At 72.1% G+C, this 25,722-nt stretch carries 21 protein-coding genes and 1 pseudogene; 9 read left to right on the top strand and 13 right to left on the bottom strand.

The window, feature by feature from the left end; all coding sequences use genetic code 11:
• Nucleotides 1-883: 883 nt before the first annotated feature.
• Nucleotides 884-1,846 carry a formylglycine-generating enzyme family protein gene (locus ACYVGT_RS01460; RefSeq protein ID WP_460854496.1) on the top strand — a complete coding sequence of 321 codons (963 nt, stop codon included), beginning with the start codon at nt 884-886 and terminating at the stop codon, nt 1,844-1,846.
• Between the two features lie 47 nt (nt 1,847-1,893).
• Here ACYVGT_RS01460 and ACYVGT_RS01455 read toward each other — a convergent pair whose 3' ends face one another.
• The 6 genes from ACYVGT_RS01455 to ACYVGT_RS01430 all read right to left on the bottom strand — a co-directional run bounded on the left by ACYVGT_RS01455 (nt 1,894) and on the right by ACYVGT_RS01430 (nt 8,547).
• A complete protein-coding gene (locus ACYVGT_RS01455; protein ID WP_460854495.1) occupies nt 1,894-3,219 on the bottom strand; it encodes a family 43 glycosylhydrolase in 1,326 nt (441 codons plus the stop codon).
• Nucleotides 3,216-4,700 carry a sulfatase-like hydrolase/transferase gene (locus ACYVGT_RS01450; protein WP_460854494.1) on the bottom strand — a complete coding sequence of 495 codons (1,485 nt, stop codon included), beginning with the start codon at nt 4,698-4,700 and terminating at the stop codon, nt 3,216-3,218. The genes ACYVGT_RS01455 and ACYVGT_RS01450 overlap by 4 nt, the downstream gene beginning before the upstream one ends.
• Nucleotides 4,697-5,674, bottom strand: coding sequence for an aliphatic sulfonate ABC transporter substrate-binding protein (locus ACYVGT_RS01445; protein WP_460854492.1), 978 nt, complete (start codon nt 5,672-5,674; stop codon nt 4,697-4,699). Before ACYVGT_RS01445 ends, ACYVGT_RS01450 begins: the two co-directional genes overlap by 4 nt.
• A gap of 65 nt (nt 5,675-5,739) precedes the next feature.
• Nucleotides 5,740-6,528, bottom strand: coding sequence for an ABC transporter ATP-binding protein (locus ACYVGT_RS01440; RefSeq protein WP_460854491.1), 789 nt, complete (start codon nt 6,526-6,528; stop codon nt 5,740-5,742).
• Nucleotides 6,525-7,328: an ABC transporter permease gene (locus ACYVGT_RS01435; protein WP_460854490.1), complete on the bottom strand. Its 804-nt coding sequence runs from the start codon at nt 7,326-7,328 to the stop codon at nt 6,525-6,527. Before ACYVGT_RS01435 ends, ACYVGT_RS01440 begins: the two co-directional genes overlap by 4 nt.
• 28 nt (nt 7,329-7,356) lie before the next feature.
• Nucleotides 7,357-8,547, bottom strand: a complete 1,191-nt coding sequence (locus ACYVGT_RS01430) for an ROK family protein (RefSeq protein WP_460854489.1) — start codon at nt 8,545-8,547, stop codon at nt 7,357-7,359.
• A 646-nt stretch (nt 8,548-9,193) separates the two neighbouring features.
• Between ACYVGT_RS01430 and ACYVGT_RS01425 the strand changes: the two genes are divergently transcribed.
• Both ACYVGT_RS01425 and ACYVGT_RS01420 read left to right on the top strand, forming a co-directional pair.
• Entirely contained in the window at nt 9,194-9,880 is a 687-nt protein-coding gene (locus ACYVGT_RS01425) for an ABC transporter ATP-binding protein (protein ID WP_460854488.1), read from the top strand.
• 41 nt (nt 9,881-9,921) lie between these two features.
• On the top strand, nt 9,922-12,375 hold the full coding sequence (locus ACYVGT_RS01420) for an FtsX-like permease family protein (RefSeq protein WP_460854487.1): 2,454 nt from the start codon (nt 9,922-9,924) through the stop codon (nt 12,373-12,375).
• A gap of 127 nt (nt 12,376-12,502) precedes the next feature.
• On the opposite strand, the gene ACYVGT_RS01415 is transcribed toward ACYVGT_RS01420, so the two are convergent.
• Together ACYVGT_RS01415 and ACYVGT_RS01410 are read right to left on the bottom strand one after the other, a co-directional pair.
• Entirely contained in the window at nt 12,503-12,904 is a 402-nt protein-coding gene (locus ACYVGT_RS01415) for a DUF6221 family protein (protein ID WP_460854486.1), read from the bottom strand.
• 266 nt (nt 12,905-13,170) lie between these two features.
• The gene (locus tag ACYVGT_RS01410) at nt 13,171-13,593 is read right to left on the bottom strand and encodes a VOC family protein (RefSeq protein ID WP_460854485.1); all 423 of its coding nucleotides are present in this window, start codon (nt 13,591-13,593) and stop codon (nt 13,171-13,173) included.
• A 109-nt stretch (nt 13,594-13,702) separates the two neighbouring features.
• On the opposite strand from ACYVGT_RS01410, the gene ACYVGT_RS01405 reads away from it, so the two are divergent.
• Nucleotides 13,703-14,695 (top strand): helix-turn-helix transcriptional regulator, encoded by a 993-nt coding sequence (locus ACYVGT_RS01405; RefSeq protein WP_460854484.1) that lies wholly within the window; start codon nt 13,703-13,705, stop codon nt 14,693-14,695.
• Between the two features lie 276 nt (nt 14,696-14,971).
• Here ACYVGT_RS01405 and ACYVGT_RS01400 read toward each other — a convergent pair whose 3' ends face one another.
• Nucleotides 14,972-15,739 carry a FadR/GntR family transcriptional regulator gene (locus ACYVGT_RS01400; protein WP_460854483.1) on the bottom strand — a complete coding sequence of 256 codons (768 nt, stop codon included), beginning with the start codon at nt 15,737-15,739 and terminating at the stop codon, nt 14,972-14,974.
• Between the two features lie 153 nt (nt 15,740-15,892).
• Between ACYVGT_RS01400 and ggt the strand changes: the two genes are divergently transcribed.
• The 3 genes from ggt to ACYVGT_RS01385 are packed head-to-tail and all read left to right on the top strand — an operon-like array spanning nt 15,893 to nt 19,370.
• A complete protein-coding gene (ggt, locus tag ACYVGT_RS01395; RefSeq protein WP_460854482.1) occupies nt 15,893-17,494 on the top strand; it encodes a gamma-glutamyltransferase in 1,602 nt (533 codons plus the stop codon).
• Nucleotides 17,495-17,539: 45 nt separating this feature from the next.
• Nucleotides 17,540-19,126, top strand: coding sequence for an L-lactate permease (locus tag ACYVGT_RS01390; RefSeq protein ID WP_460854481.1), 1,587 nt, complete (start codon nt 17,540-17,542; stop codon nt 19,124-19,126).
• Between the two features lie 55 nt (nt 19,127-19,181).
• Nucleotides 19,182-19,370, top strand: coding sequence for a hypothetical protein (locus ACYVGT_RS01385; RefSeq protein WP_460854480.1), 189 nt, complete (start codon nt 19,182-19,184; stop codon nt 19,368-19,370).
• 412 nt (nt 19,371-19,782) lie between these two features.
• Here the strand turns inward: ACYVGT_RS01385 and ACYVGT_RS01380 are convergent, their stop codons facing one another.
• The 4 genes from ACYVGT_RS01380 to ACYVGT_RS01365 form a co-directional block, all read right to left on the bottom strand.
• Entirely contained in the window at nt 19,783-20,571 is a 789-nt protein-coding gene (locus tag ACYVGT_RS01380; protein WP_460854479.1) for an alpha/beta fold hydrolase, read from the bottom strand.
• Nucleotides 20,571-21,482, bottom strand: a complete 912-nt coding sequence (locus ACYVGT_RS01375) for an alpha/beta fold hydrolase (protein WP_460854478.1) — start codon at nt 21,480-21,482, stop codon at nt 20,571-20,573. The genes ACYVGT_RS01380 and ACYVGT_RS01375 overlap by 1 nt, the downstream gene beginning before the upstream one ends.
• A gap of 76 nt (nt 21,483-21,558) precedes the next feature.
• Entirely contained in the window at nt 21,559-22,275 is a 717-nt protein-coding gene (locus tag ACYVGT_RS01370; protein ID WP_460854477.1) for a TetR/AcrR family transcriptional regulator, read from the bottom strand.
• Between the two features lie 277 nt (nt 22,276-22,552).
• Nucleotides 22,553-23,731, bottom strand: coding sequence for an ATP-grasp domain-containing protein (locus tag ACYVGT_RS01365; protein ID WP_460854476.1), 1,179 nt, complete (start codon nt 23,729-23,731; stop codon nt 22,553-22,555).
• 448 nt (nt 23,732-24,179) lie between these two features.
• Here ACYVGT_RS01365 and ACYVGT_RS01360 point away from each other — a divergent pair.
• Both ACYVGT_RS01360 and ACYVGT_RS01355 read left to right on the top strand, forming a co-directional pair.
• Nucleotides 24,180-25,309: pseudogene (locus ACYVGT_RS01360) on the top strand (SidA/IucD/PvdA family monooxygenase); the annotation flags it as partial.
• 36 nt (nt 25,310-25,345) lie between these two features.
• The gene (locus ACYVGT_RS01355; RefSeq protein WP_460854628.1) at nt 25,346-25,720 is read left to right on the top strand and encodes a hypothetical protein; all 375 of its coding nucleotides are present in this window, start codon (nt 25,346-25,348) and stop codon (nt 25,718-25,720) included.
• Nucleotides 25,721-25,722 lie beyond the last annotated feature (2 nt).

Below are 25,722 nucleotides of genomic sequence, written 5' to 3'. Positions count from 1 at the left end.
CAAAAGGCCCCCAGTGCGACCACTATGCGGCTGAGGGCCCGACGCCGGGCCCGTTCCCTCGGATGCACAGGCCGGGGAGAGCGGACTGTATTCGACATGGCAGACCCTCGTTTTCACTGCGAAGGGCTCCTGAACAAACATCACGGCATTCCGACACCAGCCGCTGGCCGTCCTGAACGCCCTCCCCAGTCCATTTCCACAAGGGCGCGCGAAGGCATCAGTTCCGCCTTCAGCCGGTGACGGGACGCCACCATACACCTCACCCCAAGAAAGGGATAGGCTGCTATCCAATGAGCCCGGGGGCCCACAATAACGGGGTATCCAGGCACGCAGCCGCCCACTATTTCCATTCGCGCAGATCAGCGGACTGATACGCAACTCAGCACGCCAACAATCGACAGAACCCGACTCCGCCACACCCTCCAACCGCTCAAATGAGCGCACCTCGTCCACCCTTTCCGCGACCTCGGAATATGCGACTCACTCCTTCTCCTCGCCGAGTTCCCCGACACCCGCACACGTCAGCTGCATCCACTGGATTAACCTTTCGCAAAATCGACACCAACGCGATTTACGCACACCACTCCGGTGTCGAATTGCCAGCGCAACTGCATGATTGGGGAATGGCCGTGCGCACGGTCCGCCCCGAATGGGCCGGCCCGCTCCTCTGCCGGGGCGGCCCCTGCCGGCTCGGGCGCAGCAGCCATCCGGAATGAGAGGGCAGCAGCGGCCGCGTCCGGCGCCGGTGCGGCCGGCCTGCCGCCGGGCCGCGAGGGCTGGGGCGGTCGCGGCACGGCGGATCCGCCGTGCACCGCGCGAACCGGCGCGGGCAGAATGAGACGCGGTCCGCCAGATTGCCCCTGGAAGCGGGAAGGAGCAGTCCATGAGCACGGAGTCGTCCGGTTCCGATGCACCCCCGGCGTGCTGCGCGCCGCGCCGGGGCGGGGGCGCCGCGTCCGGGCGGGCGCCTGCCGCGGTCGCGCCCGGTCCGCAGCGGGTGCGGCCGCACGGCGGCTGGTGCGAGGTTCCCGAGGGGGCCTTCCTCATGGGCAGCGATGAGGGGCCCTACCCCGAGGACGGGGAGGGGCCGGTCCGCGAGGTCGTGCTCAGCGCGTTCTCCATCGCCGCGACCGCGGTGACCAATGACGAGTTCGCGGCCTTCGCCGACGCCACCGGCTACAGCACCGATGCCGAGCGGTTCGGCTGGACGTTCGTCTTCGCCGGGTTCCTGCCCCGCCGGCTGGCAGCGGGGCCTGCCGTGGCGGCGGCCCCGTGGTGGCGGCAGGTGCACGGCGCCGACTGGCGCCGGCCCGAGGGGCCGGGCTCGGGGCTGCGGCGGCGCGGAGACCACCCGGTCGTCCACGTGTCCCATGACGACGCGCTGGCCTACTGCCGGTGGGCCGGCGTCCGCCTGCCGACCGAGGCGGAGTGGGAGTGCGCCGCCCGCGGCGGGCTGGCGGGGCAGCCCTATCCGTGGGGAGCAGAACGCGAGCCGGGCGGAGAGCACCGGATGAACGTCTGGCAGGGCGCCTTCCCCGACCGCGGCACCGCGGACGACGGCTATGCGGGCACCTGCCCGGTCGACGCCTTCCCGCCGAACGGCTTCGGCCTGTACAACGCGACGGGCAACGTGTGGGAGTGGTGCGCGGACTGGTTCAACCCCCGCTTCCACCGGGCGGGTCCGCGCACCGACCCGCCCGGGCCGCGCTTCGGCCAGAGCCGCGTTCTCAAGGGCGGCTCCCACCTGTGCCACGACTCCTACTGCTTCCGGTACCGCACCTCGGCGCGGATGGGCAATTCACCGGACAGCTCCAGCGGCAACACCGGCTTTCGCGTGGCGCGCTGACACCGCGGGGGGCGGGCACGGAGTCCGCCCCCCGCGGCCGCGGACGGTCAGCCCGCGGTACCGCCGCCCTCCGCGCGGCGCCGCACGTAGAGGCGGTTGCCGTGCGGCCCGGTCCACTCCAGCCGCACGACCCCGGCCGCGGCGGCGTCGCCGACGCGCGCCGGGTCCGACCAGTACCCGGCGACCGGGTTGCGGAAGAACGTCGCCCAGAGCTGCCCGCGATGGTCCTCGAAGACGTTGTCGTGCCCGATGCCGACGCCCAGGGTCCACCGCGGCGAGTAGGGGCCCTCGAACCGGTCGGAAACGGCGGCGACGGTGTCGTAGTGGTACTGCTCCCGCCCCGAGCCCGAGGGAAGGTAGGCGTACGGGGGCCCGTCCCCGTCCGGGCCGGCCGCCCGGTTCCAGGCGGCGTGCATCAGGTAGTAGCGCCCGCGGTGCTTGTGCACGTAGGCCCCCTCCAGGTAGGGCTCGGGGTCGTAGGGCACCTGCTCGAAGCGGGGCAGGCCGGTCGCGGGCACGATGTCCTCCATGTCGTCGCCGAAGCGCGCGAAGAAGTCGTTGTGCAGCACCAGCCATGCGCGGCCGTCCTCGGTGTAGAGGCCGCCGTCGATCGGGTGGTAGGCGCCCGGCGCGATGAAGTCCGGCCCGCCCTCGAACGGATCACCGAAGGGCTTGTCCCGGTTGCCCTCGGCGAGCCGGTACGGCCCTTCCGCGCCGCCCTCGCTGACCAGGAGGAACGAACCGACCTTGCGGGAGTGGTCGCCCATGCAGGCGACGATGTACCAGGTGCCGCGGAAGAGGTGGATCTCCGGCGCCCACGCCTGTCCGCGCTTGCCGAACTCGGCGTCGTGCCAGTACTCCTGCCAGGGGGCGACCACCGTGCGCCCCGGCCGGTTCTCGGCGGCGAACTCGGGCGACCACACCTTCCCCTTCTCCGCGTCCGGCCGCACCGCGGTGGTGTCAGCGAGCCGCCAGGGCCCTTCCAGCGCCGGTGCGACCCAGACGAAGATGCCGTCGTTGTGGGGCGCGGCGACGTCGAGTCCGGCGACGCGCGTGGTGCCCGTCGCCACGTAGACCGGCCGACCGTTCTCGATAAAGCAGTTGACGTAGGTGTCGCGTATCCAGACGCGGCCGAGCTCTTCGTCGCGGGGGCGCAGCTCCAGCGGAAGCACGAAGGAGTTGTCGCTGCGCGGCCACAGGTCGGGCCGGACGTCGGCACGGCCGTAGGGCTGCGGGTCGGGCCAGTTCTCCGGGGCGCCCGCCGCATCCGGCGCGTCCGCGCGGGCGGGGCCCGCGGGCAGCGCCGCGGCGGCCGCCGCTCCGGCCCCGGCGGTGAAGAGGGTGCGGCGCCTGAGGCCGCGCCCGCGGCTCACCGCGCACCGTGCGCGGTCGCGCGGCCTGCTTCGAAGGCGCTGAGGCTGGGGTCGTGGTCGGCGGCGCCGACCGGATACATCGACGTCATCCAGTGGTAGAAGTTGTCGCCGCGCTCGCGCAGCAGCGTGTAGAGCCGTTTCAGGAGCCGGTCGCGGACGCCGGCCAGCTCCGGATCGCGGTAGCGGTTCCATAGCTCGTGCGGGTCGGTGTCGAGGTCGTAGAGCTCGTTGACCGATTCCGGGTTCACCACGATCTTGTAGCGGTCGTCGCGGAGCATCCGCTGGGGGTGGGGGAAGTGGTGCCCGTGGAATTCGGCCAGGAGCTCGCCGGGCCATTCGGGCTGCGCCTCGCCGCGGACGAGCGGGACCAGGCTCCGGCCGTCCACCGCCGCTTCCGGGTCGCATCCGGCGAGTTCCAGGATGGTCGCGGTGAAGTCGGTCAGTCCGGCGAACTCCTCGCGCACCTGCGGTCCGGCTCCCGGGATGCGGACGATGCCGGGGATCCGGTAGATGTCCTCGTACATTGCGGGCCCCTTGTCGTGCAGCCGGTGGGATCCGGTGAACTCCCCGTGGTCGGCGGTGAAGTACACCGCGGTCTCGTCGGCGAGCCCGAGCGCGTCGAGCCGGTCCAGAATGCGCCCGATCTGGGTGTCGATGAGCGTCACATAGCCCCAGTAGACCGCGATGAGCTTGCGCGTGGCCTCCAGCGGCATCGTGTCGAACGTCCAGTGGGCGCTGTAGTTCCGCTGGACGGAGGGCTTGCCTTCGAACGTCTCCGCGATCGAGGGCGGGAGTTCGACGAGGGCGGGGTCGTAGAGGTCGTAGTACTCGTCGGGCACCAGGTAGGGCAGGTGCGGTCCGAAGAAGTGGGTGGCGAGGAAGAACGGGCGGCCGTCAGCGGCGTACCGCTCCAGCAGTTCGATGGCGCGCGTCGCCAGGTAGGCCTCGAACGTCGCCTCCTCCGGCTGCTGCAGCCGCGCGGCCAGGAGGTTGCCGGGATTGCCGTTGGGGGTCGTTCCGCGGACCGGTTCGGCGATGGCATACGGCTCGAGCCCGCGCTCCTCGAGGTAGGCGCGGTAGTCGGGGTGATCGACCGGGTTGTGCCAGCCGGGGAGGTCGGGGCCGTCGAAGCCGAAGGAGGCGGCGGTGCGGTGGGTGCCGCCGTGGAACTTGCCGATGAGGCCGAGCTGGTGGTCTTGCGCGCGCAGGGCTTCGGGGAAGGTGAACACGCCGGGGTCCAGGTCTTCCTGGTAGCCCACGTTGCGCTCGTAGTTGGCGAGCAGGCGGTGCCGGAACGGCGCCTGCCCGGTGAGCAGGCTGGCCCGCGCGGGGGTGCAGATGGCGGTGGGGGTGTAGCAGCGGTCGAAGCGGGTGCCCGAGGCCGCCAACCGGTCGAGGTTGGGGGTGGACACGTGCGGGTTGCCGTAGCACCCGAGCGTGTCGACGCGGTGCTGGTCGGTCATGAGGAAGAGCTGGTTCACGCCGTGTACGCCTCCGTGTAGAGGTCACCGGTGTAGTAGTCGGCCGGGTCGGGGACGGAGGGCAGCTGCCCGGTGTCCACGAAGAACTCCGCGAGCCCGTTGAGCCATTCGTCGGCCGTGCCGTCCTCGGTGGCCTCGACCAGGTCCGCGGTGGGCATGGTCTCCACGTTGGCGGCGTCGGCCGCCACGTCCTCTTCGGGGACGCCGAGCAGGGAGGCGGCTTCGGCTACCGACTCCTCCGGGTTCTCGGCGCGCCAGTCGTTGGCCTGCTGCAGTACGCCGACCACCGCGGCGCGCGTCTCCTCGTCGACGCCGTCTCCGGCGACGAACGCGGTGGGGAAGACGGTGCCCTCGATGTCGCGGGTACTGGCCACCTCCTCGACGTCGGGGACCTCGGCCTCGATGGTCTCGATCAGCGGGTACCAGATCCCCGCGGCGTCGATCTGGCCCGCGGAGAAGGCGGAGACCACGGTGGAGGCCTCCATCGGCACCTTCTCGACGTCGTCGGGGGACATGCCGGCCTCCTTCAAGGCGAAGTTGAGCACCATCTCGCCGGAGGTCCCTTCGGGCACGCCGACCTTCCGGCCTTCCAGGTCCTCGATCGAGTCCAGGCCCGGCTGGGCGATGACGCGGTCGGCGTAGGTGAGGGTGTTGATCGCCACGACGTCGCCCTGGCCGCTGGCGGGCAGCCACATCGCCCCGGGGCCGATGTAGCCGAAGTCGAGGTCTCCGGAGCCCAGCGCCTGGACCTGCACGGGGCCGTTGGTGAAGTTCTCGACGCCGACGGAGAGTCCGGCGTCGTCCCACATGCCCTGGGATTCGGCGATGGCGAGCAGGCTGGCGCCGTTGTAGTCGCTGATGTAGCCGAAGGCCACCTCCTCGGCGCCGCCGGAGTCGGGTGCGCACGCGGTGATCGACAGCGACACCGCCAGTGCGCCCAGTACGGGAACGGGAGTGCGGTCGGTGATGCCCATAAGGGGTCCTTTGCGGAGAGGGGCGGCGGTGGGGGTGCGGCCGGTACGTCCTCGTCCGGGCCGCGCTAGGAAGCCGGGTGCGCGGACTCCTGGTGGTACACGGAGTGCCACACGCGGTTGCGGATGGCTCCGAACTCCGGGGAGAGGCGCACCTCCTCGGTGCGGGGGTAGGGCAGGTCGACGTCGATCACCCGGTGGATGCGGCCCGGGCGCGCCGCCATGACGACGACCCGCCGGGCCAGGTAGACCGCCTCGTCGACGTCGTGGGTGATGAACAGGACGGTGCGCTGCTCCCGGGTCCAGGTGTCCAGCAGCTGGTCCTGGAGGTGCACGCGGGTCAGCGCGTCCAGCGCGCCGAACGGCTCGTCCATCAGCAGCACCTGCGGGTCGGCGGCGTAGGCGCGGGCGATGGCGCAGCGCTGCTTCATTCCGCCGGAGAGGGTCTTCGGCAGCGCGTCGGCGAATTCGGTGAGGCCCACCAGGTCGATGGTCCGCTCGGCCCGGCGCCGGCGCTCCTCGGCGCCGACACCGGCGATGCGCAGTCCGAACTCGACGTTGCGGCGCACCGTCAGCCAGGGAAAGAGCGCGTACTGCTGGAAGATGACGCCGCGCTCGGGGCCCGGCCCGGCGACGGGCCGCCCGTCGACGAGCACGTCGCCCGAGGTCGGCTCGTCCAGGCCGGCCGCCAGGTTCAGCAGGGTGCTCTTGCCGCACCCGGAGGGGCCGACGACGGTGACGAACTCCCGGTCGGCGATGGACAGGGAGACGCCGTCGAGCGCGCTGACGAAGGAGTCCTTCAGCGGGAAGGCCTTGGAGGCCCGGCGGAATTCGATCTTGCTGGTCGCGTGGGTCATCGGCGCTCCTGCCAGCCGGTGAGGCGCCGTTCGGCGAGCAGGAGCAGCCGGTCCATCACCATGCCGAGCACCCCGATGGAGATCAGCCCGACGAAGATCGTCGGAAGGTCGTAGTAGAGCTGTGCCTGCTGCATGCGGAATCCGAGCCCCTGCTGGGCGGCGATCAGCTCGGCGGCGACGAGCGTCGCCCAGGAGGCGCCCAGCCCGGTCCGCATCCCGACCAGGATGAACGGGGCGGATGCCGGGATGACGACCTTGAGGAAGATGGTCCGGTCCGGCGCGCCCAGGACGCGCGCGGCGTTGATGAGCGTGCGGTCGACGTCCACCACCCCCTGCAGCGACGCCACGACGCTGAACAGGAAGGCGGCCAGGAAGATGACGAAGATCTTGGGCACTTCGCCGATCCCCAGCAGCACGATCGCCAGCGGGATGATCGCCAGCGGCGGGACCATGCGGAAGAACTGGATGTAGGGCTCGAGGAGCCCGCGGGCCGTGGCGTACCAGCCCATCAGGAAGCCGACGGGCACGGCCAGGGCGGTGCCCAGGGCGAATCCGGTGAGCACGCGCCTGAGGCTGGCCGCGGCGTCGCCGGCCAGTGTCCCGTCGGCGGCCATGGCCCAGCCGCGGCCGGCCACCTCGGCGGGGCCGGGCAGGTCGGCGAGGCCGATCGCTGAGGCGGCGGCCCAGAGCGCGAGTCCACCGGCGAGCGCGGCCGCGTTGAGCGCGCGGGAGCGGTGCGGCCGCGGCGCCGAGCGCCGCCGCGCCGATGCCTGTTCGGTCGGCGGAGAGGTCACGGCCATGGGGGCTCCGGGCGGATCGGCGGGGCGCTCATGAGTCCTCCTCGGTGGCGGGGTGCGCCGAGTAGTGGGACAGCAGGGGTGAATCGTGCAGGACGAGAGCGATGGCGCCCAGGGCGCCCGCGGTCTCGCCGAGGCGGGCCGGCTGCAGATCGACCCAGGGGCGCGAGATCGGCATGAGATGGGCGCGCAGGGCCGCCTCGACCGGGTCGAAGAGGGCTGCTCCGGCCGCGGCCAGCTCGCCGCCGACGACGACCCGTCCGGGGCCGACTGCGTTGCACAGGCCCGCAAGGACCGTTCCGATCCGCTCACCGGCCTCCGCGAGGACGGCGCGGGCCGCTGCCTCGCCCTCCCGTGCGGCCTGCGCGAACGCGGCGGAGCCCGCGGCGGTGCCGCCGGCCGCGCGGTAGCGCTCCAGTACCGCGCCGACCGAGGCGGCCGTCTCCAGGCAGCCGCGTCCGCCGCACTGGCACGGGGCCCCGCCGGGGACGGCGGTGATGTGGCCGAACTCGCCGGAGAGCCCGCGCGGTCCGCGGTGCAGGGAGCCGCCGACCACCAGGCCGCCGCCGACGCCGTGGGAGAGGCGGATGTAGACGACTTCCCGGCTGCCGGCCGCCGCGCCCCAGGTGGCCTCGGCCAGCGCGGCGAGCCTGGTGTTGTTGTCGATGAGCACGGGGCCGGAGAACGCTGCGCCGACCAGCCCGGCCAGGCTCTCGGGATCGCGGGTGGAGGGGGCGGCGCCGCCGGTGTCCGGTACGGGGCCGACGGCGCCGACGCCCACCGCGGTCACCGACCGCAGGTCGGTGTCGGCCCCGCCCAGTCCCGAGACCAGCCGTCCGGCCAGTTCGACCCGGTCGCGCCGGGGCAGGTCGGCGGCGTGGGTCTGGCTGGCGGTGCCGATGACCTCGTGGGCGACGTTGACCGCGGCCACGTGCACCGCCCGGCGCGCGAAGTCGATGCCGACCACGCGGCCGGCCGCAGGGTTGAGTGTCAGGGTCTCCACCGGCCGGCCGCGCGTGCGCCGGGCGGCCTCGGGCGCCGCGGCGACCACCGCGCCGGTGCCGATCAGGTCGGCCACGATCGCGGACAGCGTCGTCCGCGACAGGCCGCTCAGCTCGCCGATCCTGCCGCGGGAGAGGGGGCCGTGGCGGCGCAGGAGCGTCAGCACCAGCTCGACATGGCTTCGTCTCAGACGCAGGAGCGGGCCGTCCTGGGGTGGCATGCCGGTAAGCATGCGGCGCCGAATTATTTCCGTCAATACCCCGAAATAAATCGGTCCGAGGACGGTGGACCGGGCCTGACTCCGCGCCCAGCGCTCGCCAGCGGCGCCGATCCGCCCAGGCCTGCCGAGCACGGCGGCGTCCGGCCGGCGGGCGCGGCCGCCCCGAATGCTGGCGGCCGGCTCCGCGGACCGCGGGCCCCGGCTCGGCCGAGTACCCCACCGACGGCCCCGCGCGCAGCGGCGCACCGGCCGCCGCCGTCGGCGCCGGCGGCCTGCCCTGCGGGACCGGTGCCGCAAGGGCCCGCCGATGGTGAGGCGTCCCAGCTCCCCGCCGCGGCGGGAACGCAGGGACGCGGAAGTGTGCCGCGGTTTGCGCTTTCCTGCGGGCCGCGAGGAATCGCCGGCAGCGGAGAACGATCCGCAGACGGCTCGGGAAATTGCCGGCGCTACAGGCCAGGAACCCGATCAGCCCCGCCCTGCAGCAGATCCGAGTGGGAAGCCGCCTATGCCGCAGGGGCACACTTTGCTGTACCGGGGCATTGGTTCGAGAATGTGACCGGCGGACGGTCCACTGATAAGGTCCCCGCAATTTCCCCGGGCGAATTTGCCCTCCTGCACGAGAAGAGAAATCCGGAGCAACTGGTTCATGAACAATAGTGATCTCAACCCGCTGGAACTCGAGGACGTTTCAAAGTTCTACCGGACCGGGGACGAGGTCGTACGGGCCCTTGACGGAGTCACGGTCCATGTCGGCCCGGGCGAGTTCGCGGCGGTGACCGGCCCCTCCGGATCGGGGAAGTCGACGCTGCTGCACTGCGCGTCGGGGCTGGACAGCGTCGACAAGGGGACGGTGCTCCTCGGCGGCGGCGACATCACCCGGATGAACGACCGCCAGCTGACCCGCGCCCGCAGGACGACGGCGGGTTTCATCTTCCAGGCCTACAACCTGATGTCCGGCAAGAGCGCGCAGGACAACATGGTCTATCCGCTGAAGCTCCAGGGCGCGAAGGTCGATGGGCCCTGGTTCCAGCAGGTGGTCGACAGCCTCGGTATCGGCGACCTGCTCGCCCGCTACCCGAACCAGATGTCGGGCGGACAGCAGCAGCGGGTGGCCGTCGCGCGGTCCATGATGAGCAGGCCGAAGATCGTCTTCGCGGATGAGCCGACCGGTGCCCTGGATTCAGGGACCAGCAACCAGCTGCTCGATCTCTTCTCCTGGTGCTCCACCGAAATGGGGCAGGCGATCATGATGGTCACGCACGACCTCGACGCGGCGAAGAGAGCGCACCGCACCATCGAAATGGTGGACGGCCGGATCGATCGTGTCCACTGAATCCGCGACCACTCCGGCCAACTAGGTAGAGAGAACTACCGATGAAATCTCAGATGCGCCGCCTTCAATCGGTCGGCCTGGCCGTGGCGCTCGGTGTCAGCTTCCTCATGGCGGTACTGACCTTCACCGATTCGCTCTGGCACACCGTCGAACGCGACCTTGACGGCTCTTTCTCCGGGTACGACTATGTCGCTCAGCAGCCTTTTCCTCCCGGGCAGGGCGGGCTGGACGAGGAACTCGCTGAGCAGATACGGGAGGTTCCCGGGGTCGACGGTGTGACGCCGTCGATCAGCACTGCCGCCTTTGTTGAGCGCGGCATCCTGCAGGACCCGGTCCAGGTCCGGTCACTGGAATGGCTCCCTCCCGGTGCGGAGCTGCTGGAGGGTTCCCAGCCCGGTACGGGCGAGGTTCTCCTCGACGCGGCCGTCGCCCGCAATCTCGGCTTCTCGCCCGGGGACTCCCTGCGGATCCTCGAGACCGTGGTCGACACGGAGTACGCGGAGGTGGAGGTCTCCGGCCTGGTCGACGCCCCGCCGGTGGTTCCTGCGCCCGAAGCGCAGAACGTGCTCTACGGCAGCGTGCCGACGCTCGGGGAGGTGGTCTCGTTCGACAGCGGCGAATACTCGCAGCTGTTCATCGAGGCCTCCGCCCCCGAAGGGCCGGCTGCGGAGCTCGACGCGCTCGCCGCGGCGGACCCCGAGCGGGACTACGCCGTGGTGGACGCCGAGCAGTTCGTTTCGGACCGGGCCCGGGCCGACCTTCCGGGAGCCTCGCAGGTCGTCACGGGGACCGTGGCCGTTTCCGCCCTGGCGTTCGTGGTTCTGCTCCTGGTGATCCGCTCCGTTTTCGCGGTGCGGATCGAGCGCGACCGCCGCGAATTCTCGCTGCGCCGGTGCCTGGGAGCGTCCCGGGGCCGGATCTTCAGGTCCGTGCTCCTGGACGCCCTGGCCGTCGGGGCAGTGAGCTCCCTGATCGGAGTGGCCCTCGCCGTCGCCGTGCTGGCGGGCGTGTTCCGGCTCCCGATGGTTCCGCTGGAATTCCGGGCCGGCCTCCCCAGCGCGGCCATAGCCGTGGCCGCCGGTGTGGTCGTGTGCGTCATCGGTGCGGTGGGGCCGGCCGCGCAGGCGATGCGCAGCAGCCCGCTCGGTGCCCTGCGCGACTCCGCCGAGACCGGGAAGGCGCACGGAGCGGGGAGGTTCGTTCCGCTGAAACTGGGCGTCCTGGCCCTGGGGCTGTCCGGGCTCGGCCTCTCGGCGTTCACTGGGCTTCTCCCGGGAGCGATCCTCGCGTCGGCGGTACTGGCGCTGGCGCTCCTCTGGCTGGTCCGGCCCGCGACCGTCGCGGCGACACGGCTTCTGCACCGCCTGCCCTGGTTGCGCCGCCGGATCGCCGCGGAGGAGGGTGTGGAGCTCGCGGGGGCCAACCCGCGCCGTTCTGCATCGATCGTCGGCCTGGCCACGGTCACCGCGGCCTTCGTCGGACTGGTGGGTGCGGGGAGCTCCACCGTCTTCACCTCGGTGGAGAAGGTGTTCGAGGACAGCCCTGCACCCGATGTGTACATCACCATCGACGACGAGCAGAGTTCGGCGGCCGCGATCCTGGAGAAGGCGGAGGGCGTCGGCTCCGTCGAGGAGGCCGCGGTGATCGACATCGCCGGGCTGGACGTCGACGGCTCCGCGGACGCCCCCCACCAGGCCCTCGAAGGCGGACGGGCGGTGGCGGCCGACGCCGACACGGCCCGGGTCCTCAGTGAGCCCGGCCACCTCGAACAGGTGGAACCGGGGACGGCCCTCCTCGGTGAAGTCTTCGGGTTCCCCGACGGCGAGGAGCTGACCTTCGTCAACGGCGACCGGTCGCTGCAGGTCGAGGCGATGGTCCGGGAGGCCGGCACCAACTACGCGTTCCTGGACCCGGGAGACTTCGCGTCGTTCACCAGCGAGGGGGACACCCAGGAAGTCTGGCTCTCCTACTCCGAGGGGGTCAGCGAGGAACAGGCCTCCAGCGACCTCGCGACCGCGCTCTCCGGGGAGGGGGTCTCCTTCGAGAGCAGCGCACAGTACAAGGCGGAGCTCGACACCTATGTCGGGCTGATCGCCGCGCTGTCCTCCCTGCTGCTCAGCGTGGGCGTCCTCATCGCGCTGGTCGGGATCTCCAACACGCTCAGGGTCTCGGTGCTGGAGCGCCGCCAGGAGATCGGGCTGCAGCGCGCCCTGGGTGCATCCCGTTCGACCGTGCGCGGGGCCCTGGTGGTGGAGACCCTGCTCCTCACCCTGCTGGGCTGCCTCCTCGGGCTGGCGGCGGGGGGCCTGGTCGCCGTGACCGGCGTCTATACCTACGCCGAGAGCACTCCGCTCTTCCGCTTCGGTTCGGACCTGCCGGTCGGGCTCTTCGCGATGACCCTGCTGGGCACTGCGGTGGTCGGCGGAGCCGCCGCGCTCTTCGCCGCCCGCCACGCCGTCAACGTGCCCCCCGTGGCGGCGATCACCAGAGACTGACCAGCCGGCCCGGGGCGCGGGCGGCCACCGGCCGCGCCCCGGGCCAGCGCCTGCGCAGCGGCACAGGGCGGGCCGTGGCTGGCGTTCGGGGGTGTGCACGCGGCGGGCTGCCGTTCCCCGGGCCGCCTCAGTACGGATATGCGGGGCGCCACCGGTCCCGGTACTCGGAGTGGTCCGCGAACGGCAGCGCCATCGTCGCAATCAGGTACCGGTACTCGGCCAGAAGGTATTCGCGGCCCGCAGACGGCAGAAGGTCCGCCGCCAAGAGCTGGTACTGCTCGATGAGCCGCCGCTTCATCTCGATGTCCTCCAGGACATAGGCGGGATCGTTGGCGGCGATGTGCTGTGCCCGCGCATCAGACGGCGCCGCTCCGCGCCCCTCCCAGCGGACCACACTGGAGTGCTCGGCGTCGTCCACACCGCCGGGAGCCTCGGCCCATCGGCGCCTGCCGGGGGTCGCCCCGGCAGCCAGCGCGGTCCGCATGCGTTCGTCGAGCCGCGCCTTCAGGAACGCGACCAGGTCGTCCATCTGCTGTTTCCCTTCGTGCCGTCGAGCCCCGCGGCATTCGCCCCTCCCGGGCAGAAGACCGGCCGCGACCAGCGCAGCGACTCCCCGATCCCCGACGCGCCCAGGGTCCCACGGCCCGGCGAGGCGGTCCCGCCCGGCCCCGCTGCGCTCCCCCAGCACCAGCGGCCCTGGCGGACCGCCCCCGCAGCACCGCCCGCTCCGCGGCTCCATCCGCACCGTGTGCGGATGGAGCCGCTCCGCCGACGGCCGCCCTGGTGGGGCGCCGCTCAGGAGGACGGGTACTCGACGGCGATGTCCAGTACCCAGGTGATGCCGAAGCGGTCGGTGAGCTGGCCGTAGAGCGGCGACCACGGCGACGGGCCGATGGGCTGGAGGATCTCTGCCCCGTCGGCGAGCTTGTCCCAGTAGCTCTGGAGCTCTTCGGGGCCGGTGCAGCGGACGGAGACGAAGAACGGGTCCCGGCCCCGGTCCCACTCCAGATGGGGGTAGGCGTCGTAGGCCATGATGCGGAATCCGCTGTCGGCGGCGACCTGCCCGAAGGTGACGTGGTCGGCGGTCGCGGGGTCGGTGCTGCCCGTGTCGGCGTAGCTGGCAACGGTGAGCTCGCCTCCGAAGACGCTCTGGTAGAACTCCAGCGCCTGGCGGGCGTCGCCGCGGAAGTTCAGGTGGGGTGTGACGCTGACGGCCATGCCGTGACTCCTTGTTCGCGTGGTGGGCCGGTGCTCTCCCGGCTGCGCACGCAAGACTCACACCAGTAGCGGTCATATCCCGTCCGCTTCTTCCCGCATCATGAATGCCATGGCCGGATCGCCCGCACGGATGCTGAAACTGCTGTCGCTGCTGCAGACGCGGCGCGACTGGCCGGGCCGGGTGCTGTCGGAGCGGCTGGAGATCAGCGACCGGACACTGCGGCGCGATGTCGACCGCCTGCGGGACCTCGGGTACCGGATCCGCGCGGTCAAGGGCCCGGACGGCGGCTACCGCCTGGATGCGGGGGCGGAGGTGCCTCCGCTGCTGTTCGACGACGACCAGGCCGTCGCCCTCGCGGCCGCCCTGCAGGCCGCCGCGGCATCGGGGGCAGCCGACGGCGACGCGGCCCTGCGGGCGCTGGCCTCCGTCCGGCAGGTCATGCCCGCACGGCTGCGCCACCGGCTCGACGGCGTGAGCTTTGCGAGCCTTCCGGCCCCGGCGGCCGCGGTCGACCCCGATGTGCTCGTCGCCGTGAGCGCCGCAGTCAGGGCGCGGGAGGTGCTGCGGTTCGGCTACGTCCCGGCCGGGAGCGATGCCGCTGCCGAACCGGCGCGCCGGCGCGCCGAACCCCACCATGTCGTGTTCGGGAGCGGGCGCTGGTACCTGGTGGCCTGGGACCTCGACCGCGATGACTGGCGGGTGTACCGGTTGGACCGGCTGGACCCGGGGACCCCGACGGGCCCCCGGTTCGCGCCGCGCACCGTGCCCGGCGGGGACGTCCGCGCCTTCCTGGCCGGCCGCTTCAAGGGCTCGGACCGGGGAGGCGGGTGGCCGTGCACCGGCGAAGCCGTGCTGGAGCTGCCTGCGCACGCCGTGGTCCCGTTCGTCCGGGACGGGTTCGTCGAGGAGGCCGGCCCCAACCGGTGCAGGCTGATCGCCGGATCGTGGTCGTGGGTGGCGCTGGCGGCCTCGTTCGGCCGCTTCGACGCGGCCGTCTCCGACGTGCAGCCCCGCGAACTCGCCGACGCGTTCGGCCTGCTCGCCCGGCGATTCGCCGCCGCCGGCCCAGCCGGGCAGCCCGGTGGCTCCGCCGCTCACTAGCCGTGTGCGCCGCTCGATTCGCCGGGCAGAGGCCGGCAGCCTCGAACGCAACGGCGGCGGCGACAGCGGCGGCGGCTTCTCCGGGGATGGCGGTCCCACCGGGGCTCCGAGCTCTGCGACCCGCAGCAGCCCGCCGTAGACGCCGACGGCGTCCTCTGCATCACTGGGTCCGGCAGCCACCGCGTGCGCGCCGCTGACCGGGCTGCCGCTCCTGCCGGCTACCGGAAGGGCTCGGCCGCAGTCCGCTGCCCGACGGACCCGCACGGCACCGGCGGGTTACGGGCCCTGCCCTGCAGCGCCGTCCGCTGCAGCGGCCGCCCCGCTTTCGCCGGCGGACACGGCCTGCAGGCTCAGCCGCTCCACGTCCAGGATGTGATCGAGCATCGCGCGGTGGGCCGCCATCGGATCGCCCGATTCCAGGGCGGCCAGGATGCGCCGGTGCCCCTCAAGGGACCTCTGCATGCCCCCGGGCGCGCGGAGGGAGAACTCGCGGCTGCCGCTGAGGAGCTCGTGGATCCCCTCCACGACCGTGGCCAGCAGCGCGTTCTCTGTCATACGGGCGATGGCCAGGTGGAACGCGCTGTCCTCGGCGACGAACGGCACCCCGGAGGCCATGCTGCGCTCCTGGGCCCCGATATGGGCGTGCAGCTCCGCCAGTTCACCGCCGCTCACCCGCTCGGCCGCACCGCGGGCGACCTCCGGTTCGATCAGGCGCCGGAGTTCGAGCTGATCGCCCAGCGAGGCGTCGACCATGCCCAGCGCGGCGGTCAGCTCGGTCACCACCGGTGTCGCGGAGCGAGCGAAGGTGCCCGCGCCGGGGCGGCTCTCCACCAGGCCCTGGCTCTGCAGCATGGACAGCGCCTGGCGGATCGTGGGCCGGCTGACCGCGAAGCGCGAGGCGAGTTCGCGCTCGGGGGGCAGCCGGTCCCCCGGGCGCAAGGAGCCCTGCCGCATGAGGTCCCGGAGCTGGCGGGCCACCTCCTCGTGGATGCGGGTGCGCACTACCGGACGGATGAGCGCGCCGTCAGGCCCGGTCGTCTCCATCCCCGCATGCTACCGCCGGAGCGGTCGACCGGTCTGACCAATTCGCCATGCAGGGGTTGACCGCCCACCCAGACCGGTTCACTTTGAATACTGCATACGGAATGTCCTCACGACCCCGGTCCACAGGTCTTACCAATTCCACAGGACGGTTCCATGACGTTCAGTACGCGACCGTTGAGCCTGGCCCAGCACGGCATGGCCTCCTCGCCCCACTACCTCGCTTCTCTGACCGGCTTGCAGGTCCTCCAGGACGGTGGAACCGCGGTCGACGCGGCAATCGCCGTCAACGCCACGCTCGGCGTGGTCTATCCGCACATGACCGGGGTGGGCGGGGACGCCTTCTGGCTGATCCACGACGCGTCCACCGGGCGCACCCACGCCCTCAACGGCAGCGGCCGCGCCGGTGCGGCCGCGGACCGCGCCCGCTTCGCCGCCCTCGGCCACAGCACGATCCCCACCCGCGGACCACTGGCCGCAATCACCGTTCCCGGCGCTGTAGACAGCTGGTGCACCGCCCACGGCCGCTTCGGCCGCCTCCCGCTGCGCCGGCTGCTCGAGCCGGCCGTGGACTACGCGCGCAATGGCCACCCGGCCTGCGGCAGCCAGGCGCGGTTCCTGCACGAGGTCCGCGAGGTGCTCGAAAGCCACGACGCCTCGCGCCGCACCCTGCTGCCCGGCGGCGAGCCGCCGCGCCAGGGGCAGATCGTGCGCTACCCCCGCCTGGCCGCGACCATGGAGGCGATCGCCCGGCACGGGCGCGACGGCTTCTACACCGGCGAGGTGGCCGCGGAGGCGGCAGCTGCACTCCAGCACGAAGGCGGGCTGCTCACGGCCGAGGACTTCGCCGCCCACACCTCGCAGTGGATGCAGCCGCTGTCGACCTCGTACCGGGGCTACGACTGCCTGCAGCACCCGCCCAACCCCCAGGGCTTCGCCCACCTGATGATGCTCAACATCCTCGAGGGGTTCGACCTAGCGGGTATGGGCGACCAGAGCCCCGAGTACCTGCACACCGTCGTGGAGGCGACCAAACAGGTCTTCGCGCTCCGCGACCGCCACCTCACCGACCCTGCTTTCGCCGACATCCCCCTCGACGAGCTGCTCTCCCCCGCACGCGCGAAGGAACTGCGCGGCCGCGTCGGTGCCCGCGCAGCGCCGGGCGGACCCCGGGCTGCCCTGGGGTCCGACACCACCTGCAGCGTGGTGGTGGACGGCGCGGGCAACGCCGCCTCGGTGATCCAGAGCCTGTACCACGAATGCGGATCGGGCTTCGTCGCCGGCGACACCGGCATCCTGCTGCAGAACCGGGGCTCCTTCTTCTCGCTGGACGAGTCGCACGTCAACCGGCTCGAACCGGGAAAGCGCACCTTCCACACCCTGATGCCGGGGATGCTCCTCCGGGACGGCCGCCCCTATCTCGTCTACGGGACCATGGGCGGTGAGGGGCAGCCCCAGACCTCCACTGCCCTGGTCACCCGCATCGTGGACTTCGGCCAGGAGGTCCAGCAGGCCATCGACGGCCCCCGCTGGCTCTACGGGCGCACATGGGGCGATCCCACCCAGGCGCTGCGCCTGGAGTCCCGCTTCGACGGCCCTACCCGCACCCGGCTCGCCGACCTGGGGCACCCGGTGCAGACCGTCTCCGGCTTCGACGCGGTCATGGGCCATGCCCAGGCCATCCTCATCGACCCCGACGACGGCGTCCTGATGGGCGGCGCCGACCCGCGCGGCGAAGGGATCGCGCTGGGCTGGTGACCCGCGCCGCTCCACCACCCGGTCCGCCCTCCGAAGGGACGGCCCATGGAGATCCCCCTCACTCTGCTGAACTGGAGCCTTGCCCTGCTTCCGCTGGCGCTCCTGGTGTTCATGATGGCGCTGCGCCGCTGGGGCGCCGCCGAGGCCGGGCCACTGGCCTGGATCGCCGCCGCTGCCGTGGCTGCGACGGCCTTCCGGATGTCGCCGGCCGACATCGGCCTGCAGAGCGTCAAGGGCACCTGGGACGCGCTCACGATCCTCTACGTCGTCTGGCCGGCGATCCTGATCTACGAGGTCACCCGCGAGGCCGGCGCGTTCGAGCCGTTCCGCCGGGGCATCGCCCGCCTGCTGCCCCACCCGCTGATTCAGGTGATGGCCTTCGGCTGGGTCTTCGCCTCGTTCCTGCAGGGCGTCACCGGGTTCGGAGTCCCGATTGCGGTGTGCGCACCGCTGCTGGTGGGCATCGGTGTGCGGCCGCTGTACGCCGTGGTCATCCCGCTGGTGGGCCACGCCTGGAACAACACCTTCGGCACTCTGGGCGTGGCCTGGCTGGGGCTGAAGCAGGTGACCGCGATGGAACCGGCCCAGGCGGCAGCAACGGCGCTGTACGCATCGGCCTTCATCTGGGTCCTGAACCTGCTGGGCGGACTGCTGGTGTGCTGGCTCTACGACCGCTTCCGCGGAGTCCGCACCGGCCTGCCCGCCGTTGCCGCCGTCTCCTTAGTGCACGGCGGCCTCACGCTGGGGCTGTCGCAGTGGAGCGACGTGCTCAACGGGTTCATCGCCGGGATCGCCGGCTTCGCGCTGATCTTCGCCCTGGGGCGGCTGCCGCGCTACCGGCAGGCCCCGGCCGGCGGCCGCATCTTCGAGCCGGGCGCGGCCCGGCCCGGCGCCGCGGAGACGGGCACGGAGATGTCGCTGGCCAAGGCGTTCCTGCCCTACTACGCGCTTCTCGCGGTCACCCTGGGCGTGCTCCTGGCCCCGCCGGTCGAACAGACGCTGGCGCAGTTCTCCTTCGCTCTGCCCTTCCCTGAGCTCACCACCGGGTTCGGCTTCGCCACCGAGGCGGCAGCCGAAGAGATCTCCCTGCTCACCCACAGTGGGACGTTCCTGTTCGCGGCCGCCTTCATCGGATACGGCGCCTACCGCCGGATGGGCCACATCCCTAGCGGAGGCTGGCGCCGCGTCTGGGCCAGCACCGCAGAGAAGGCGATCCCCTCCACCGTCGCCGTGGTGGCCCTGGTCGCCATGGCCGCCGTCATGCAGGGCGCGGGGCAAGCCGACGTCCTGTCCCGCGGCGCCGCCGCGGCGACCGGCGGCTTCTACGCCTTCCTCGCCCCGTTCATCGGCGTCCTCGGCGCTTTCATGACCAGCTCCAACCTGGCCTCCAACCTGCTGTTCGGCGGCTTCCAGCAGACCACCGCCGCCGCGGCCGGGCTCAGCACCTCCGCCGTGCTCGGCGCGCAGACCGCCGGGGGCGCCGTCGGCAACATCATCTCCCCCGGCAATGTGCTGCTGGGCACGACCACTGCGGGGATCCTCGGCGAGGAGGGCGACGTCCTCCGGTTCAGCCTCCCCCTGGCCCTGCTCATCACCGCCGTGATCGGCGCCGCCGTCCTCGCCGTCGCCTGATCGCCCCCGTCGCTCCGCCAAGCCGCGCACGTCCGCGCCATGGAAAGGTGCTCCGATGGACCGCACAACCCGAGCCCAGGCCGCCGCCGGCGGTACCGCCCTCGTCGCCCTGCCCGCCCTCTACCTCGGCGGCGTGTACGGGATGGCCGCCCTGAGCGCGGCCGGGATGGTGCTGTTCACCGCGGCGATGCTGGTCCCCCCGGTGCTGCGCATCCTCGCGACCCGCTCCTCAACCGAGCCCTGACGTCCGGTCTGCTGCTCACGCGTCGCGATGCGGCGCCGCGCGCCCGCGGTCCGCGGTCCGCGAGGAGGGCCGAGTCTCGTGCTCGCGGTGCGGCTCCACCGCCGCAGTAGCGAGGCCGATCCCCCGGCTCTTCAGCGGCTGCGGCACCTGCGGACAAGGATCCCCATTGCAGCCGCGAGGGGAAGCAGCGCCGCCGTGAGCGCCTGGGTTCCGCACGCCAGCCTGCGCACGGCGTTCGGGTCGAACGCGCAGCGAGGCCCCGCACGGCCCTTCAGGACGGGCGGTCCGCTCTCTCAGCACCTCGGCCGCGCCGATGCGCTGCCTCAGAGCGCACGCTCGAGAGGGCTGTGCGGGGATAGCGAGCCCTGACGCCCGGTCTGCTGCGGGTGCTGGTCGCGCGGTCCGCTCACCGTCACGCGCCCGGCTGCCGCACGAAAGCCTCGATCGCAGCGGTGACCGCCGCTGGCTGGCAGAGGTTGCTGGGGTCGAACGAGTCGGCGATGACCTCCGGTGCTTCCGCGCGGGCGGCCCGGGTGAGCCGCTGCATCAGTTCCACCAGCTGCGGGGAGCCATCCCCAACGATGCCCCGCACCGGGCAGGAGATGCCGGGCAGGCGCGCGGTGTTGTCCACCCGGTTCGCGGCCAGGCGCATCCGGATCGTCTCGGCTTTGCGCAGGGACCGGTACCCGTCGACCACCGCCTCCCGGGCGTGCGGCCAGCGCGCGTAGATCCGCCGGAGCGCTGGCAGCACGAGTCCGGGCGCCAGCAGCATCGGCGCGGCGAGGTAGGCGCCGATGCGCAGCTCTGCCTCCTTTCGGCGATCGGACAGGCGCGTGTCGGCGAAGGTGTCGCAGAGCATGATCCGGGAGACCCGCCGGGGATAGGAGAGCGCCATCTCCTGGGCCACCAGGCCCCCGTAGCTGATGCCGCACACTGCGGCCTGCTCAACTCCGAGGCGGCCGAGGAGCGCATCGAGGTCGCCCGCCTGCGTCGCCAGGACCGGCAGCCCGCGCCCCAGCCTCCCCGACTCCCCCGCGCCGCGCAGATCGACTGCGATGACCCGGTGCGCGGCTGTGAGGGCGCCGATCTGCGGCCACCACATCGACCGGTCCAGGCCGAGCCCGTGGATCAGCACCACCGGTGCGCCCTCGCCTGCGATGTCGTAGGCGATCTCGGTGCCGTTGACGGCCGCCCGCGCCATCAGCGCCCGCCCCGCTCCGGCCCGGCTCCCACGGCTCCGTCCAGGAACGGCCGGACCTCGGCGAGGAACCGGTCGTGGGCTTCCAGCTGCGCCCAGTGGCCGCAGTCCGGGACCAGGACCAGTCGGGCGTGCGGCATCTGCCGGGCCGCTCGGCGCGACCCCTCCGGGTCGACCATCGGATCCGCCGCTCCGTGGAAGAGGAGCGCCGGGACCCCGATCCGGTGCACCGCGCCGCTGAGGTCGTTGTTCATCCGGGTGCGCTCGATGGTGGCCTGGTTGTAGCGGCCGTAGCCCAGCCCAGCGCGCGGGTGGCGTGCTTCGCGGGCGAACTCAGCGACGACCTCGGGCGGGAGGGTCGAGGGGTCGGCGACGATCGCGCGCAGGGCCCAACCGACGAAGCGGTTGGCCAGCCGCGTCGCCGGGAGCAGGATCCAGTCCGGCAGGGACGCCAGTGCCCACGCGCCGAACTGGACGGCGCGGCTGCGCAGGCGCGGCACGAGTCCCCCCGGGGCGACCAGCACGAAGCCCCGGACCCGTTGCGGATGGGCAAGGGCGAGGTTGAGGGCGGCGTCCCCGCCCATGGAGACCCCGAAGACGACGGCCGGCTCCAGATCCAGGGCGGCCATGGCGCCGGCCACGCAGTCGGCGAGCTCCCGGGGGCCGCCCGCGGGGGGCACGTCGATGCTGCCGCCGAATCCGGGGAGGTCGACGGCCCACACCGGGTACTCCTCGCCCAGCGGCGCGAAGAGGCGGTACCAGGAGATGGCCGCGTTGTCGGAGCCGCCGCCGTGGATGAGGACGATCGGCGGGCGTTCCGACGAGCCGGGACCGGAGTGGAGCACGCGCAGCACGCCGTGCGGCGTGCGGACGGACCGTTCGTCCGTACCCGGTGGGCGGAGCGGAGCCGTCATCGTCTGCCCCTTGGCTGTCGGTCCCGGTGGGGTGCTGGCTGGGCGGTGCTCGGGGTGGAAGGCAGCGCGCGCCTGGTCATGTGCCCGCGTCCAACGCGGCCAACTGGTCGTCGAGCCGCCGCAGGAGCAGCAGTTGCGCTTCGCGGGCGGCGTCGGCGTCGGGGATGCGGTCCGCGGCCAGGCCGCGGCCGACGACGTCGGCGAACAGCGCGACCGAGGCCGACAGGTCCGCACCGGTGGTCGGCCCCATCAGGCCGGGGGCGCGCACCAGGCCGATGGTGAACGTGCTCAGCATCCGGACGATGTGGTCCGGCTCGATGCCCTCGCTGATCACCCCGGCGTGCTGCAGCCCGCGCGCGTACTCGTCGAGCCAGCCGACGCGTTCGCGATAGCGCTCCTCCGGCATCTGCGCCATATGTGCGCCCAGCAGGTCGGCGTCGCCGAGGTACAGGGCGCACATCAGCGGGTCGCCCAGCAGCTCCTCGACGCCGAAGCGGTAGACCTGCGCGAGGCCGACCAGCCCGTCCGCGCTCTGCACCCGCTGCCGCACCTGGTCCACCAGCTGGCGCGTGCTGTCCCGGATCAGCGCGTCGAGGACCCGCGCCTTGTCGGTGAACTCGAGATAGACGGCGCCCTTGCCGACGCCGGCGCGGGCGGCGATGTCGGCAACCGTCGTGCGGGGCCACCCCTGCTCATGGAAGAGTTCCCGCGCGGCGGCGAGGAGGCGCCCGCGCCGGTTGGGGACGAGCGGTCGCGGCATCTGCAGCCCTTCGTAGTGACCCTCGTTGAGCAAACGGTCACTACCACCGTACCACCGCCGCATCCCCGCCTGCGGACTCCAGCGCGGCCCGTCCGTGCGCTGCCGATCCCCGGGGGACGGACGCAGCCTCCGCTCCTGCCGCGCGATGGCAGCGGCGCAGCACCGGCGCGCCCCGCGCCTCCCTGTCCCGGACAGCGCCGCGGCGGACCTCCTGCCCGTCCTGCTGGAAACCCGCAGTGCCGGCCGGTCACTGCATCGCGGCTCCTGCCGGCCTGCCGCGTCCTCGCCGGGCGGCCGCGGGCAGGGCCGCTCAGCGGCCGGTGATGCGCGGCCGGGCGAGGTCGTCTGCGGTCTGCATGAGGTCCAGGACCTCGCCGTAGTCCGGGGCGCGGACGATGGCGGAGCCGAGCAGGGAGCTCAGGGCCTCCTCCGGGGGGAGGACGACGTCGGCGCCGATCTGCTTCTCCATCGTGAACTGTTCGAGACCGGGCAGGCCGAGGACGTCGTTCAGCCCGTCGAAGCCGCGGAACACCCCGGGTTCAGTGGCGAGGACGTAGCGGCCGCCCGCGTAGAGGGAGCGGGTCGGGGCCATGTGCGGCTCCTCCCCCGTCGCCACCCGCACGAGGTTGGCGTGGAAGGGAACGCCCGTACTGGCAGGGATGAGGTGCGAGGTGATGTATCCGCCGCCGGGCCGGGCGCCGATTTCGAGCATGCGGGCGGTGCCGTCGTCCAGCACGCGGCAGTCCAGGTGGAAGGCGCAGTTGTCCAGCCCGACGCGCGCCACGACCGCCTCGGTGAGCGCGCGGACCGCCTCCTGCTCGGGGCCGCCGAGGCCCGAGGGGTAGACCGACTGGTACTCGGAGAACATCTCGGGCGTCACCCACTTGTCGGCGATGCCCGCGATCAGGATCCTGCCGCGGCAGACGAACCCGTGGACCGAGTGCTCGCTGCCGCCGAGGCGCTCCTCATACACGAATTCACCGGGGTACTCGCCGAAGTAGGGGTCGCGCCGCTCCAGTGCCGTCAGCCGGCTGGCCGTGGCGAACAGCTCGGACAGGTCGCAGCCGGCATCCACTGTCAGAATGGCCTTGCTTCCGGCGGCGCCGGCCGGTTTGAGGACGGCGGGCGCACCGATTGCGGCATAGGCCGACCGCAGGTCCGCCAGACTGCGGACGATGCGGAACGCGGGGATCAGGTCGGGCCGGTCTGCGACAGCCTGGCGCATCGCATGCTTGTTCCTGGCGCGGTGCGCCGCTTCGGGGCTCGGCCCCGGCCATCCGCATTTCCGCGCAATAGCCGCGGTGAGTTCCACGTAGAGCTCCGACCAAGTGACGACGCCCTGCGCGTTCGTCCGTTCGGCCAGCCGCAGCGCGGCTTCAATTGCCCGGGCGCGATCGCTCATGTCGACGATCTCGATACCGGACAGCGCCGCCGAGGAGAACAGCGGCGGGGCCGGCGACAGGAGTGCCACCTTGTAGCCGGCTTCCAATGCTCCGTATGCAGCGGGGATAACTTCGGCAGGGAGGAAGCGCGTTCCAGCGAAGATTACCGAGCGACTGGTCATGGTCGAACAGGTACCCCCCCCCCGCCCGCCCGGCGCACACCTTGCAATTTCTCTTATGCAATCCCGCTTTCCACCCAAATGTCCAGGGAAACCCATGGTGATGGTGTTCCCCGGTGTTCACCAATGACCCCTGCTGCGCCTCGCGTTCACGCCAGGGCGCCTATTCATACCGCGCAAACTTCGCCGCGCTCCTTGAATTTCATCGACCCGGCCAATATCGTGCATGAGCGCATAGGGAAGACTTTTCCTGGATCCATTCCTCGCCCCCTCCACGCCTGACGTCCAGCTCAGACACCTCCTTTCCGGCCCCGCGCTCTGCCCGCACGCCCGTTTTCCCCGCGGGCGCGCCGACCACCGGAGAGACGGAGAGTTCATGAACGACACGGCAACTCCTGGTGGCAGCGATCCCGCCCATGATGGGCTGCCACCCGGACTCCCCGACGCTTTTCCAGCCCATCGCAGCCGGTCGGCGCAGCGGGAGGCGGACAACGGCCAGTCCGGCGAGGGCGCGCACACCGAAGGGGAGCCAATACGCACCAAGAACGCGGCCGGCGGAGCGCCCGCCCGGAGCCCTGAATTCGATCTTCTGGGAATCGGACTCGGCCCGTTCAACCTCAGCACGGCGTGCCTGGCGACCTCTGTTCCGCACCTTCGAACGCATTTTCTGGAACAGCGCCAGGACAACAGGTGGCACCCCCGCGTCCTCTTCCCGGAGTCGGATCTCCAGGTTTCTTTCCTCAAAGACCTCGTTTCCCTGGTAGAGCCCACCAACCGCTTCAGCTTCCTCAATTTCCTCGTGCACACGGGCCGCATCCACCGCTTCGCCAGCACGCCGCAGGTCCCGGTGCCGCGCTGGGAATTCGCCCAGTACTACGCGTGGGCAGCCGGGCAGCTCGCCAATGCCGAGTTCCAGCGCGGCGTGACGCACGTGGAGTTCCGTTCCGGCGCCTTTCACGTGCACACCGCGCACGGCTCCTACGCCGCACGGAACCTCTCGGTCGGAGCGGGCCTGGCCCCGTCGGTCCCGGCCTGCGCGCAGGCGCACATGGGCCCGCAGGTCCTGCATTCGTCCGACTTCCTCGCGGCGCGGGAGCGCATGGCCGGACAGCATGTCGCCGTCGTCGGCGGAGGGCAGAGCGGCGCCGAGGTCTTCTCCCACCTGCTGGACCGGCCGCCCGGGCGTCGGCCCGCCTCGATCACCTGGATCACCAGGCGGAACACCTTCGCCTGTATGGACGACTCCGCCTTCACCAACGAGTACTTCCATCCGGACTACGTCCGCTACTTCCACCGCCTCGGCCCGCAGCGCCGCCAGGCCTCCTGGGCCAGCAGCAACTGGCCAGCGACGGGATCTCGGCCGGCCTGCTGGAGCACATCTACCGCCGGCTCTACGAGAACGACTTCTCCGACCCCGATCCCGTCCGCTACCGGCTGCTGCCGGGCAACGCCCTGCGCGAACTGCGCCCCCGGGGAGCCGGCTGGCAGCTGGGGCTGCTGCATCAGGACACCCGGGCCCGGGGCGGGGCCGCAGCCGACACCGTGGTGCTCGCCACGGGCTACCAGTTCGCGCTGCCCGGCTTCCTCGATCCGCTCGCGGACCGGCTTCCCGACCCCGGTCCGCTGGGCCTCCCGCTGCGGGAGGACTACTCGGTGCCCTGGGCGGGCCCCGACCGCAACCGGATCTACTTCCTCAACGCCGGACGCCGCTCGCACGGAATCGCCGACCCCAACCTGAGCCTGGCGTCCTGGCGGGCCGCGCACATCCTGAACTCCCTGACCGGCCAGCCGCATTTCCCGACCGGGGGGCCGACGTCGGCCTCGCACTGGCCGGCCCCGCACGCCGCGGACGAGGAGGCCGCGGCGGACGGTGCCCGCCGAGGTGCGGCGGTGGCAGCGGAGAGGCGGCGGGCCTGAGG

This window comes from Nocardiopsis coralliicola (assembly GCF_054779695.1).
The sequence above is the reverse complement of the archived record's forward strand: the minus strand, read 5'-3'. Positions and strand labels throughout refer to the sequence as shown.